Source organism: Paraburkholderia sp. AV2, assembly GCF_054968425.1.
Map to the genome: position 1 here is coordinate 121,681 of NZ_JBANLK010000006.1, position 13,346 is coordinate 135,026.

The following is a 13,346-nucleotide window of genomic DNA, read 5'->3' on the forward strand; positions in this document are numbered from 1 at the left end:
TCCATCCCACCCCTTCCGCGCCTTCTGTCATGCCGAAGAACGTGCCTCATCCCGGCGAACCCAAGCGCCCCGCTCCTGCACGCGCAGCCGAGCCCGCGCCTGCCCCGGCGGCTCCAGCGAGCGAAACCGGCGGCAAGTCGCAAGCGGGCTTCGCCGGACTCGGCGGCCTGCGCGACGCGCTGAAAAAAGAGACGCGCCAGCGCGAACGCGAGCGCGCCGCCACTCAGGCCGCCCGCGTGGAAGCCGCCGCCGACAGCGACCTCTTTCGCCGCGAAATCGGCGCCGTCGCGCCTCTGAATGCGCCGCCGCGCCCGCCCGCGCGGCGCGCGCCGCCCGTGCCGCTGCCGCTGCAGACGCAGCGGGACGAACAGGCCGTGCTGCATGAAGCGATCTCCGACGACTTCGATCCCGAAACGCTCCTCGATACCGACGACTCGCTCTACTACCACCGCCCCGGTGTCAGTGCCGAGGTCGTGAAGAAGCTGCGGCGCGGCACGTGGATCGTGCAGGCCCAGTTGGACCTGCACGGCATGCGCCGCGAGGAAGCGCGCGAGGCGCTGCAGGCGTTCATCCGCGAAGCCGGCAAGCGCGGCCTGCGCTGCGTGCGGGTGATCCACGGCAAGGGGCTCGGCTCGGTCGGCAAGGAGCCGGTGCTCAAGGGCAAGGTACGCGCCTGGCTCGTGCAGAAGGAGGAGGTCATCGCGTTCTGCCAGGCCCGGCCGCACGACGGCGGCGCCGGCGCCGTGCTCGTGCTGCTGCAGCCGCACGCGCCGGGACATCATCAGCATCATCCGCAGTTGTAGCGCTGAAGCAGCGCGCCGTCGTCCCGATCAGCCGCGGACATGAAAAAAGCCTCACGTGCGACCCGCACGTGAGGCTTTTCATTCTGAACCGCACCGCCCGGTTCAGGCGACGCGTTCTTCCGTCTTCGGATCGAACAACACGGCCTTCGACACGTCGAACAGCAGTTCCATGTTGTTGAGCGGCTGCGGATTCGAGCCCGGGTGCACGCGGCTCACCACACGCTTGCCGTTGATCTGCGCGAACACGAGCGTGTCCGGGCCGGTCGGCTCGATCACGTCCACCTTCACCGTGTGGCGCTGCAGTTCGTGGCCATGGCCGTCGTGCGAGCTGCGCGCGTCGGTGATGCGCTCGGGGCGCAGGCCCAGCACCACTTCCTGGCCGATGTGGCCGCGCACCTTGTTCGCGTCGAACGGCAGGTTCAGCACGTTGCGCGCCACGCCCGTATCCAGTTCGAGGCCCACGCCCGAGCCCTGCTCCACGAGCTTGCCGTTGATGAAGTTCATCGGCGGCGCGCCGATGAAGCCGGCGACGAACAGGTTCGATGGCGAATCGTAGATGTCCTGCGGCGCGCCGAACTGCTGGACGATGCCGTCCTTCATGACGGCGATGCGGTCGCCAAGCGTCATGGCCTCGATCTGGTCGTGCGTCACGTAGACGATCGTCTTGCCCACGCGCTGGTGCAGCAGCTTGATTTCGGAGCGCATCTCGATGCGCAGCTTCGCATCGAGGTTCGAAAGCGGCTCGTCGAACAGGAACATGATCGGATCGCGCGCGAGCGCACGGCCCATTGCAACGCGCTGGCGCTGGCCGCCCGAGAGCTGGCCCGGCTTGCGATCGAGCAGGTGCTGGATCTGCAGCATGCTCGACACGCGGTCGACGATCTGCGTCTGCTCGGCCTTCGGCACCTTGCGGATATTGAGGCCGAACGAGATGTTCTCGCGCACCGTCATCGACGGATAGAGCGCGTACGACTGGAACACCATCGCAATGTCGCGGTCCTTCGGCGAGAGGTTGTTGACGACCTTGCCGTCCATGCAGATCTCGCCCTTGGTGACGGTTTCGAGACCCGCGATCATGTTCAGGAGCGTCGACTTCCCGCAACCCGAGCCGCCGACCAGAATCAGGAACTGGCCGTCTTCGATGTCGATGTTGACGCCCTTGAGGACGGGCACCCCGTTCGGGTAGGTCTTGTAGACGTCGCGAATGGAAAGGCTTGCCATACTATGAATCCTTTAATCGAATGAGCTTGTTAGCCCTTCACCGCGCCCGCCGTGAGGCCGCGCACGAAGTAGCGGCCGGCGATCACGTAGACGAGCAGCGTGGGCAGCGCGGCGATAATCGCGCCGGCCATGTCGACGTTGTATTCCTTCACGCCCGTGGACGTGTTCACGAGATTGTTCAGCGCCACCGTGATCGGCATCGAATCGACGCCCGAGAACACGATACCGAACAGGAAGTCGTTCCAGATCTGCGTGAATTGCCAGATCAGGCACACCATGAAGATGGGCAGCGAGATCGGCAGCATGATGCGCGTGAAGATCATGAAGAAGCCGGCGCCGTCGATGCGCGCGGCCTTCACGAGTTCGGCGGGCACGCTCACGTAGAAGTTGCGGAAGAACATCGTCGTGAACGCGATGCCGTACACGACGTGGACGAGCACGAGGCCGCCGATCGTGTTCGAGAGGCCGAAGAAGCCCTCAAGGCGCGCCATCGGCAGCAGGATCGCCTGGAACGGAATGAAGCAGCCCACCAGCAGCATCGTGAAGAGCGCATCGGCCCCGCGGAAGCGCCAGTGCGTGAGCACATAGCCGTTGAACGCGCCGATGATCGACGAGATCAGCACGGCCGGAATCACCATCTTCACGGAGTTCATGAAGAACGGCTGCATGCCGTCGCAGCGCACGCCCGTGCAGGCCTCGGCCCAGGCCTTCACCCACGGCGCGAAGGTCGGGTGGGCGGGCAGCGTGAGCATGTTGCCCGCGTGCAGTTCGTCGAGCGTCTTCAGCGACGTCGAGAGCATCACGTAAAGCGGGAAGAGGAAGTACAACGCGAACAGGATCAGTACCGCGTAGATGACCACGCGGCTTACCTTCATCTTAGGCTGCATTGCGCGTGCTCCTCGATTCCAGGTACATCAGCGGCACGAGCACGGCCACCACGGTTGCAAGCATCATCATCGACGACGCGGCGCCGACGCCGAGCTCCCCGCGGTTGAACGAAAACGTGTACATGAAGATGGCGGGCAGCGACGACGACGTGCCCGGACCGCCCGCAGTGAGCGCGACGACGAGGTCGAACGTCTTGATCGTGATGTGGCACAGGATCAGCAGCACCGAAAAGAACACCGGACGCATGCTCGGAATCACGATCTTGCGGTAGATCGTGGGCAGCGTCGCGCCGTCCACCTGGGCGGCCTTGAAGATTTCGCTGTCCACGCCGCGCAGGCCGGCGAGAAAGAGCGCCATGCAAAAGCCGGTGGACTGCCAGGCGGCCGCGACCACGATACAGAAGATGGCCTTGTCCGGGTCGTTGAGCCAGCCGAGCTGGAAGCTCGTCCAGCCCCACTGGTGCATCACCTGCTGGAGGCCGAGGTCCGGATTGAAGATCCACTGCCAGGCCGTGCCGGTCACGATGTACGAAAGCGCCATCGGGTAGAGGAAAACCGCGCGCAGCGCGCCCTCCTGACGAATCTGCTGGTCGAGCAGGATCGCGAGAAAGAGGCCGAGGATCACGCAGATCGCAATGAACGGAATGCCGAACCAGCCGAGATTCTGCGCCGACGTCCACCAGACGTCGTTGGAGAAAAGCTCGCTATAGCGGTCGAATCCCGCGAAATCGTAGCGCGGCATCAATCGCGAATCGGACAGCGAGAGATAGCCGGTAATGGCGATGAAGCCGTAGACAAACACGAGGCTGATCAGAATGCTGGGCGAAAGCACCAGCTTCGGAATCCAGCGGTCTGCAAGCGCCGCCATGGGCGACGTGCGGCGGTTGGCAGGCGTGGCCGCCTTGCCGTTGCCGCTAAGAGAAGCAGTCACTGCGCAACTCCTGGTACGGTGCGTCGCGGCGCCGGTGCGCGCTTGGGGTTCACAAGCGGCGCGAAGGCCCGTTTCGCACGGGAAAAGGTTCGGGCTGAACCGTCATGCCCAGGGCGCCGCGCGCGGCGCGGCATAGACACCTACACACCGCGCGCGGAACTCACCCTGCTTACTTCGTCTTTGCTGCCTTGGCGAGCGCTTCGACTGCGCTCTTCGAGTCTTCGTCGGAGTTCATGAACTTCGTCACGACGTCGGTGATCGCACCGGCGGTCGCATCCGGCTGAGCCATGCCGTGAGCAAGCGACGGCACATAGCCGCCAGCCTTGATCGCGGTCTGCTCATCCGCGTACGACTGCTTGCCGCACGCATCGAACTTGCTCATGTCCACACCCAGACGGACCGGGATCGAACCCTTGTACAGGCTGAACTGCTCCTGGAACGCGGGGCTCATGATGGTCTTCGCGAGCGCGAGCTGGCCAGCCGTCGCCGCCTTCTCGCCCTTCTGCTGGAAGAACACGAACGAGTCGACGTTGAACGTGTAGCCCTTCGAGGTGCCCGGCACCGGCGCGCAGACATAGTCCGTGCCCGGCTGCTTGTTCGCGTTCGCGAACTCGCCCTTCGCCCAGTCGCCCATGAACTGCATGCCGGCCTTGCCGTTGATGACCATCGCCGTGGCGAGGTTCCAGTCGCGGCCCGTGCGGCCGTTATCCATGTACGACTCGATCTTGCGAACCGTGTCGAACACGCCGACCATCTGCTGCGACGTCAGGGTCTTCTGGTCCAGATCGACGATCGCCTTCTTGTAGAAGTCCGCACCCTGCGAGAGGACCACGTCTTCCCACAGCGTCAGATCCTGCCACGGCTGGCCGCCGGCGGCGACCGGCTGGATGCCGGCAGCCTTCATCTTGTCGGCGAGCGCGAAGAATTCCGGCCACGTGGTCGGCACCTTGCCGCCCACCTTGTCGAGCGCAGCCTTGTTGATCCACACCCAGTTCACGCGGTGCACCGAGAACGGCGCGGCGACGTAGTGACCGTCGGCGTGCATGATCTTGTCGATCTGCGGCGGCAGGTTGGCTTTCCAGTCGGTGGCGGCCGAATCGATCGGCACCAGCACGCCCTGCTCAGCCCATTCCTGGATCAGCGGACCCTTGATCTGGGCGGCGCTCGGCGCATTGCCCGAAATCACCTGGGTCTTCAGTGCGGTCATGGCTGCCGCGCCCGCACCACCGGCGACCGCGAAGTCCTTCCACACATAGCCCTGCTTCTGCATGTCGTCCTTGAGCACGCCGACGGCCTTCGATTCGCCGCCCGACGTCCACCAGTGCAGCACTTCGAGGGACTCGGCCGCTTGCGCGGTAACCACGCTACCCATCAGACCTGCGGCGCACAGGGCGCCCATGATCGCTCGGAATTTCATTGCTTATCTCCTCCAGACACCTGAACAAAAAAAGTTTGGCCCCTGATGTCGCCAGGGTGCGGTGTGGTTAAAACAGGCACAAAAACAGGCAAAACACTGGACGGTCGGGCGCCGGAGTGCCGCGCGCGCGTGTTTTCACTAAACGTGCGCGAGCCGCGAGCCGGTTTCCGGCCGCTGGACGCTCAAGAGATGAGTGGTTTGGAATGCAACTGACTGTCTCCTCTTTTGATTTTCACCGGCCGGCGGGCAAGATCACAGGTTGCTTGCCCCCGGCAGGTCGAGGCGCCGCTTGCGTCACGCGGCCAACCCCCTCATGGCGGCGATCCGGCCAACCGGCTCGCGCATCGACAAGTTCATTGTCCTTTAACATGAGGGATGTTCCGTCCGCTCGCGAAATCACGTCAGACCGCCCCGCACCGCAGGCCGCCACGCTTTTTTCATCGAATGAACGTTACCTCTTGATTTGGATTGTAGTTAAACTACAATTCAGTGTCAAAAAAAAATTTATCGGACTACGGCCGCCCGACTTCCCCCTGCAGCGGCCCCCAGGACTGTGACGGAGACTATGCAATTCCAGACCGATTCGGGCTTCACGTTCGTTCTTTTCGGCGCGACCGGCGACCTGTCGATGCGCAAGATCCTGCCGGCCCTGTATGAAGCCCACCGTTCGGGCATGCTTGCGGAGCCGGGCAGGATCGTGGGCGTCGCACGCCACGAAGAGAACCGCGCCGAGTACATCCAGTGGGTGGACGCGCACGTCAAGCCGCACGTCTCGAAGAACGGCCTCGACGAGGCTGCCTGGGCGAGCTTTCTCGCGCGCATCGAATATGTGAAGCTGGATCTCTCGCGCGCCGAAGACTTCGCGATGCTGCGCGACGGCATCGAAGCGCTGCCCGGCATCCGCGTGTTCTATCTCGCCACGGGCCCGTCGCTGTTCGTGCCGATCTGCCGCGCGCTCGCCGCCGTCGGCCTGAACGAAAACGCGCGCATCGTGCTGGAGAAGCCGCTGGGCTACGACCTGAAGTCGTCCAACGCGATCAACGACGCCGTGGGCGAGATCTTCGCCGAAGGCCAGATCTACCGGATCGACCACTACCTCGGCAAGGAGCCGGTGCAGAACCTGCTCGCGCTGCGCTTCGGCAATGCGCTCTTCGAGCCGCTGTGGCGCCGCGAGTGGGTGGAAAGCATCCAGATCACGATCGCGGAGGAACTCGGGGTCGAGGCGCGCGGCGATTTCTACGACAACACCGGCGCGCTGCGCGACATGGTGCAGAATCACCTGCTGCAACTGCTCTCGATCGTCGCCATGGAGCCGCCGCACTCGATGGACTCCGACTCGGTGCGCGACGAGAAGCTGCGCGTGCTGCGCGCGCTCAAGCCCATCGACGCCAACGACATCGGCAAGGTCGCGGTGCGCGGCCAGTACCATGCGGGCGTGATCCGCGGCCAGGCCGTGCCGGCCTATGCCACGGAGCCCGGCGTCAAAACCGACAGCCGCACCGAGACCTTCGTCGCGCTGAAGGTCGAGATCGAGAACTGGCGCTGGGCCGGCGTGCCGTTCTTCCTGCGCACCGGCAAGCGGCTTGCCGATCGGGTGGCCGAGATCGTGGTGAACTTCCGCCCCGTGCCGCATTCCGCACTCGGCGCGCCGGCGTTGCGTTCCGGCGCGAACCGGCTCGTGATCCGCCTGCAGCCGAACGAGAACATTCGCCTCTACTGCCTCGCGAAACAACCCGGCGAAGGGATGAACCTCGCGAGCGTGCATCTGGACCTCGCGTTCGACGAGTTCTTCCGCGAAGGCCAGATGGAGGCCTACCAGCGCCTGCTGCTCGACGTCATCAACGGGCGCCTCGCGCTCTTCGTGCGCCGCGACGAGCAGGAAGCGGCCTGGAAGTGGGTCGAGCCGATCCTGAACGAGTGGGCCACGTCCACGCGCGCGCCGAAACCCTATGCGGCCGGCACGTGGGGCCCGGCGGCGGCGAGCGCGATGCTCGCGCAGCACGGCACCTGCTGGCTCGAAGAAGAGAACTGAACACGCTGCAAAACGGCGCGCCTCGCGCGCCGGCAACCGACCGATTGATGGCTATCATCCGAAACCTACAAAAAAGCTGCTTGGAGGAGAAGTGATCGAGCTTCACGTATTCGACGACCCGCGCGTCCAATCCGACGCGCTGGCGCGAGCCGTGGGCGATGCGCTACATGCATCGCTCGCCGCTCAGAGCGCCGCGCCCGGAACCGGTGCGCGCCGTGCGACGCTCGCCGTTTCCGGCGGCACGAGCCCGCGCCCCTTCCTCGAGACCTTGTCGACGCACCGCTTCGACTGGGCCCGCACCGACATCACGCTCGTCGACGACCGGTGGGTGCCGGAAACGGACGCGGCCAGCAACTCACGCCTCGTCCACGAAACGCTGCTGAAAAACGAAGCCGCGCAGGCGCGCTTCCTGCCGCTCGTGGACGTAAGCCAGACGCTGGACGCCCACGTGGCCGCGCTCAATGCCGACCCGCAGCGCCTCCTGCCCAACGTCGCCGTGCTCGGCATGGGCGAGGACGGCCACACGGCGTCGATCTTCGCGGACGCGCCCGAGTGGCACGAGGCGATCACCACGGCGCGCCCGTTCGTGGCCGTCCATCCGCAGACCGCGCCGCACGCGCGCGTGTCCTGGTCGATGCAGGCGCTGCGCCAGGTCGACCGGCTTTTCCTGCTGATCGCCGGTCAGCGCAAGCTGGACGTTTTGCAACAAGCCGCCGCGGCGGAACAAAATAACGCCATCTCGAAGCTGGCGAACGACAAGGGAGTGAGACTCGATGTCTACTGGTGTGCCTAATAAAACCGCCCCTGGCGCGGGCCAGCACGCCGACGGACCGAGGCTGCTCGCCGATATCGGCGGTACCAATGCGCGCTTCGCGCTAGAGACCGGCCCGGGCGAGATCGGCCAGGTGCGTGTCTATCCGTGCGCCGACTATCCCGGCGTCGCGGACGTAATCCGGCAATACCTGAAGGACACGAAGATCGGCCGCGTGAACCATGCGGCCATTGCGATCGCGAACCCGGTCGACGGCGACCAGGTCCGCATGACCAACCACGACTGGACCTTTTCGATCGAAGCCACGCGCCGCGCGCTCGGCTTCGACACGCTGCTCGTCGTCAACGACTTCACCGCGCTCGCCATGGCGCTGCCGGGCCTCACCGACACCCAGCGCGTTCAGGTGGGCGGCGGCCAGCGCCGCCAGAACAGCGTGATCGGCCTGCTCGGGCCGGGCACGGGCCTCGGCGTTTCGGGCCTCATTCCCGCCGACGACCGCTGGATCGCGCTCGGCAGCGAAGGCGGCCACGCCAGCTTCTCGCCCCAGGACGAACGCGAAGATGTCGTGCTGCAGTTCGCGCGCAAGAAGTGGCCGCATGTCTCGTTCGAGCGCGTCTGCGCGGGCCCCGGCCTCGAACTGATCTATCGCGCGCTCGCCGCGCGCGACAAGAAGCGTCTGCCAGCAAACCTCGACACCGCGGAAGTCGTGAAGCGCGCGCATGAGGGCGAAGCGCTCGCGCTCGAAACGGTCGAGTGCTTCTGCGGCATTCTCGGCAGCTTCGCGGGCAACATCGCCATGACGCTCGGCTCGCTCGGCGGCATCTACATCGGCGGCGGCGTGGTGCCGCGCCTGGGCGAGCTCTTCACGCGCTCGTCGTTCCGCCAGCGCTTCGAGGCCAAGGGACGCTTCGACGCCTATCTTGCGAATATCCCGACCTACGTCATCACCGCCGAATATCCGGCGTTCCTCGGCGTCTCCGCGATCCTTGCGGAGCAGTTGTCGAATCGCGCCGGCGGCGGCTCGTCGGCCGTGTTCGAGCGCATCCGCCAGATGCGCGACGCGCTCACGCCGGCCGAGCGCCGCGTGGCCGACCTCGCGCTGAACCATCCGCGCTCGATCATCAACGACCCGATCGTCGACATCGCGCGCAAGGCCGACGTGAGCCAGCCCACGGTGATCCGCTTCTGCCGCTCGCTCGGCTGCCAGGGGCTCTCGGACTTCAAGCTCAAGCTCGCCACGGGCCTCACCGGCACGATTCCCGTGAGCCACAGCCAGGTGCATCTGGGCGACACGGCCACCGATTTCGGCGCGAAGGTGCTCGACAACACCGTCTCGGCCATCCTGCAGTTGCGCGAGCATCTGAACTTCGAGCACGTCGAGGAAGCCATCACGCTGCTCAACGGCGCGCGCCGCATCGAGTTCTACGGCCTCGGCAACTCGCACATCGTCGCCCAGGACGCGCACTACAAGTTCTTCCGCTTCGGCATCCCGACCATCGCCTACGGCGACCTGTACATGCAGGCGGCCTCCGCCGCCCTGCTCGGCAAGGGCGACGTGATCGTGGCGGTTTCGAAGTCGGGCCGCGCGCCCGAACTCCTGCGCGTGCTCGACGTCGCCATGCAGTCCGGCGCGAAGGTCATTGCGATCACCTCGAGCAACACGCCGCTCGCGAAGCGCGCGACCGTTGCGCTCGAAACCGATCACATCGAAATGCGCGAGTCGCAGCTCTCGATGATCTCGCGCGTCCTGCATCTGCTGATGATCGATATCCTCGCCGTGGGCGTCGCGATCCGCCGCGCGTCGTCGGACGGCGGCATGCACGACGCCGTCGAGCGTGCGCGCGAACAGGCCGACGACGATGCTTCCGCCGTGCTCGACTGGCTGAGCCACGGCGCCTCGTCGATCGCGCGGGAGTAAGCGCGCCACCCTCGCCGCGTATCGCCGTATAGAAAAATGGGACGCCTCGGCGTCCCATTTTCATTGTCGTTGCCGTTGCGGCGAACAGCTCAGACCGAAGCTGGCTGCGCCTGCCCCGGCGCGGGCCGGCCATGCCACTTGATCACCACGCGGCGGCCAACCCAGGTCAGCGCGCCGAACACGCCGATCGTGCAGCCCATGCCGAACGGCGACACGCCCGGAAACCAGCCCACCATCACGCTCGCGAACGCGCCGAGACCGAGCTGCGCCGCGCCGAACACGGCCGCCGCCGCGCCCGCATTGACCGGATAGCGATACATGAGATCGGTCGCGCAATTCGCGCCGAGCAGCCCCACCACGCCCACCACGAAGAACAGGCCGGCCACGATCGACCACAGCCCGCCGAGCCCGGTGAGGCAGGCCAGTGCGACGAAGAACGACGCCACGATGCTCACGAGCGACGCGATCGACACCATGCGCAGCGTGCCCATGTGGCCGATGAAGCGCGTGTTCAGGAAATTGCCGAGCATGATGCCGAGGATGTTCAGGCCGAAAAAGAAGCCGTAATGCTGCGGCGTCACGTGGAAGTACTCGATATAGACGAACGGCGTGGCCGAGATGTAGGTGAACATCGCCGCGAACGCCATGCCGCCGCAGATCATGTGCCCCCAGACCAGCGGATCGCGCAGCAACCGCCCATAAGCCGCGAACGAGCGCAGGACCGCGCCGCTTTCGCGCTTCTCGGGCGGCCAGGTCTCGGGCACGCGCAGCCAGGCCGCAACGGCGCAGGCCATGCCGAACAGCGTCAGCGCAACGAACACGATGCGCCAGCCGCCGAGCAGCAGCAACTGGCCGCCGAGCAACGGCGCGAGCAGCGGGCCGATCGCCGTGACGATGGCGACCATCGACAGCACTCTCGCGGCGTCGGACGGCTCGTGCGCGTCGCGGGCAATGGCACGCGCGAGCACCGAGGCGGCACCGGCGCCGAGCGCCTGCAGAAAGCGCACGATCGTGAGTTCGCCCACCGAGAACGACAGCCAGCACGCGATACTCGCCACGGTGAAGAGCGCGATGCCGCCGAGCAGCACCGGACGCCGGCCGTAGGCATCGGAGAGCGGCCCGTACAGCAGCATGCCGATCGAGAAACCGGCCATGAAGCTCGTGAGCGTCGCGGACGCCGCGGACGCCGATACCCCGAAGGCCTTCGCGATGGCGGGCAGGCTCGGCAGGTACATGTCCGTCGCGAGCGGGCCGCAGGCCGCGAGCGCGCCAAGCAGCAGGATCAGCCGGACGTCGGGCCGGCGGCGTATGGAATGAGGCATGGGAGCGTGCGGGAACGAGCCGCCGGCGGTGCGCGACGGCCGTATCAGTCAAAGGCGCGCAATGCGGGTGGCGCAAAGCGGCGTCGAATGAGGGAATTGTACCCGACGCTTAAAAACGCCTATGTGCGAGCCTTCACGGTAAGCTGCCGGTTTTATGCCAGCGCGTTGCGCGCAGCCCGACCGATGACCGCCTTCCTGCTGATCTGGAGCCCCAAGAAGTGGCCCTGGCCCGAACTCCCCGAGGTAGCGCGACGCGTACGGCTGGGAGAGGCGGTTGCCGACACCTGGGGCTGCGGCTTCGCGCGCGGCATCCTGCCGGGCGACCGTGTGTTCGTGCACCGCGTGGCGTCCGAGCCGCGCGGCCTCTTCGGCTCGGGCTACGTGACGCGCGCGCCCTACGAGGTGCCCGACGCGGCCTACAAGCGGGGCTACCGCCTGTGCATCGATTTCGTTTACGACTGGCTCGTGGACGCGAGCCACGAGGTCGTGATCGGCCGCGACGCGCTGCGCGTGCATCCGTTCTCGGTGCAGACCTGGGACGCCCAGAGCTCCGGGACCCGCATCAAGCCGATTGCCGAAGGCGCGCTGGAGAAGCGCTGGGCCCAACTGACCGGGCGTCGGCCCCATCCCGGCGACTCCGGTACAATTTGAGCAGATCCTCCCTACGCCGCGCGAGACCGTCGCGCCGCGCGCCACACCCTACACGCAGGTCCAGCTCCCATGTCGAACACTCAGTCCAGCACGCAGTCCCGCAACGACGCTCTCTTCGAACGCGCGCAGCGCACCATTCCCGGCGGCGTCAACTCGCCCGTGCGGGCGTTTCGCTCGGTCGGCGGCACGCCGCGCTTCATCGAGCGCGCGCAAGGACCGTACTTCTGGGACGCCGACGGCCAGCGCTATATCGACTACATCGGCTCATGGGGCCCGATGATCCTGGGTCACGTTCATCCCGAAGTGCTCGAAGCCGTCGAGCGCGTGCTGAAGAACGGTTTCTCGTTCGGCGCGCCGACCGAAGCCGAGATCGAGATTGCCGAGGAAATCTGCAAGCTCGTGCCCTCGATGGAGCAGGTGCGCATGGTATCGAGCGGCACCGAGGCCACGATGAGCGCGCTGCGCCTCGCGCGCGGCTACACGAAGCGCGACCGCATCGTGAAGTTCGAAGGCTGCTACCACGGCCATGCCGACAGCCTGCTCGTGAAGGCGGGCTCGGGCCTCCTCACGTTCGGCAATCCGACTTCGGCGGGCGTGCCCGTCGACATCGCGAAGCACACCACGGTGCTTGAATACAACAACGTGGCCGCGCTGGAAGAGGCGTTCAAGGCCTTCGGCGACGAGATCGCCGCCGTGATCGTCGAGCCGGTGGCCGGCAACATGAATCTCGTGAAGGGCACGCCCGAGTTCATCGGCGCACTGCGCAGCCTTTGCACGAAGCACGGCGCCGTGCTGATCTTCGACGAAGTGATGTGCGGCTTCCGCGTGGGCCTCAAGGGCGCGCAGGCACTCTATGGCGTCGAGGCCGACATGGTGTGCCTCGGCAAGGTGATCGGCGGCGGCATGCCCGCGGCGGCATTCGGCGGCCGGCGCGAGATCATGGACCATCTCGCGCCCAACGGCACCGTCTACCAGGCGGGCACGCTCTCGGGCAACCCGGTTGCGGTCGCGGCCGGCCTCAAGACGCTGCAACTGATCCAGGCGCCCGGCTTCTACGAGAAGCTCTCGGCACAAACGGCACGTCTCGCGCAAGGCCTCACCGAAGCGGCGCGCAATGCGAAGGTGCCGTTCGCGGCCGACGCGGTGGGCGGCATGTTCGGCCTCTACTTCGCCGACAAGGTCCCCACCCGCTTCGCCGAAGTTACGAAGAGCGATATTGCGCACTTCAACCGCTTCTTCCATCAGATGCTGGACGCGGGCGTGTACTTCGCGCCGTCGGCTTACGAGGCAGGCTTCGTGTCGAGCGCGCACGACGACGCGACGATCGACGCAACGATCGCCGCCGCGCGTCGCGCCTTCGCCGCCTGAATCGCGCCGGAGCTGCCGCCATGC

The 13,346-nt window shown here is 66.1% G+C and carries 11 protein-coding genes; 6 read left to right on the plus strand and 5 right to left on the minus strand.

Features of this window, described 5'->3' with window-relative positions:
• Positions 1 to 29: 29 nt before the first annotated feature.
• A complete protein-coding gene (locus V8683_RS06905; protein WP_411188819.1) occupies positions 30 to 803 on the plus strand; it encodes a Smr/MutS family protein in 774 nt (257 codons plus the stop codon).
• A 102-nt stretch (positions 804 to 905) separates the two neighbouring features.
• On the opposite strand, the gene V8683_RS06910 is transcribed toward V8683_RS06905, so the two are convergent.
• The 4 genes from V8683_RS06910 to V8683_RS06925 form a co-directional block, all read right to left on the minus strand.
• Positions 906 to 2,024 carry an ABC transporter ATP-binding protein gene (locus tag V8683_RS06910; RefSeq protein ID WP_411188817.1) on the minus strand — a complete coding sequence of 373 codons (1,119 nt, stop codon included), beginning with the start codon at positions 2,022 to 2,024 and terminating at the stop codon, positions 906 to 908.
• A gap of 29 nt (positions 2,025 to 2,053) precedes the next feature.
• Positions 2,054 to 2,911 (minus strand): carbohydrate ABC transporter permease, encoded by an 858-nt coding sequence (locus V8683_RS06915; RefSeq protein ID WP_027795425.1) that lies wholly within the window; start codon positions 2,909 to 2,911, stop codon positions 2,054 to 2,056.
• Positions 2,901 to 3,842 (minus strand): carbohydrate ABC transporter permease, encoded by a 942-nt coding sequence (locus tag V8683_RS06920; RefSeq protein ID WP_411188815.1) that lies wholly within the window; start codon positions 3,840 to 3,842, stop codon positions 2,901 to 2,903. The genes V8683_RS06915 and V8683_RS06920 overlap by 11 nt, the downstream gene beginning before the upstream one ends.
• Before the next feature lie 169 nt (positions 3,843 to 4,011).
• On the minus strand, positions 4,012 to 5,259 hold the full coding sequence (locus V8683_RS06925) for an ABC transporter substrate-binding protein (protein ID WP_027795427.1): 1,248 nt from the start codon (positions 5,257 to 5,259) through the stop codon (positions 4,012 to 4,014).
• 565 nt (positions 5,260 to 5,824) lie between these two features.
• Between V8683_RS06925 and zwf the strand changes: the two genes are divergently transcribed.
• From zwf to V8683_RS06940, 3 genes are all read left to right on the plus strand, one after another.
• On the plus strand, positions 5,825 to 7,291 hold the full coding sequence (gene zwf / locus V8683_RS06930) for a glucose-6-phosphate dehydrogenase (RefSeq protein WP_411188813.1): 1,467 nt from the start codon (positions 5,825 to 5,827) through the stop codon (positions 7,289 to 7,291).
• A 91-nt stretch (positions 7,292 to 7,382) separates the two neighbouring features.
• Positions 7,383 to 8,084: a 6-phosphogluconolactonase gene (gene pgl / locus V8683_RS06935; protein ID WP_411188812.1), complete on the plus strand. Its 702-nt coding sequence runs from the start codon at positions 7,383 to 7,385 to the stop codon at positions 8,082 to 8,084.
• Positions 8,065 to 9,981, plus strand: coding sequence for a bifunctional transcriptional regulator/glucokinase (locus V8683_RS06940; protein WP_411188810.1), 1,917 nt, complete (start codon positions 8,065 to 8,067; stop codon positions 9,979 to 9,981). Before pgl ends, V8683_RS06940 begins: the two co-directional genes overlap by 20 nt.
• Positions 9,982 to 10,070: 89 nt before the next feature.
• On the opposite strand, the gene V8683_RS06945 is transcribed toward V8683_RS06940, so the two are convergent.
• Positions 10,071 to 11,303: a Bcr/CflA family multidrug efflux MFS transporter gene (locus V8683_RS06945; RefSeq protein WP_411188808.1), complete on the minus strand. Its 1,233-nt coding sequence runs from the start codon at positions 11,301 to 11,303 to the stop codon at positions 10,071 to 10,073.
• Between the two features lie 183 nt (positions 11,304 to 11,486).
• Between V8683_RS06945 and V8683_RS06950 the strand changes: the two genes are divergently transcribed.
• Both V8683_RS06950 and hemL read left to right on the plus strand, forming a co-directional pair.
• On the plus strand, positions 11,487 to 11,954 hold the full coding sequence (locus V8683_RS06950; RefSeq protein WP_411188806.1) for a hypothetical protein: 468 nt from the start codon (positions 11,487 to 11,489) through the stop codon (positions 11,952 to 11,954).
• A gap of 69 nt (positions 11,955 to 12,023) precedes the next feature.
• Positions 12,024 to 13,322: a glutamate-1-semialdehyde 2,1-aminomutase gene (gene hemL / locus V8683_RS06955; RefSeq protein WP_411188805.1), complete on the plus strand. Its 1,299-nt coding sequence runs from the start codon at positions 12,024 to 12,026 to the stop codon at positions 13,320 to 13,322.
• Positions 13,323 to 13,346 lie beyond the last annotated feature (24 nt).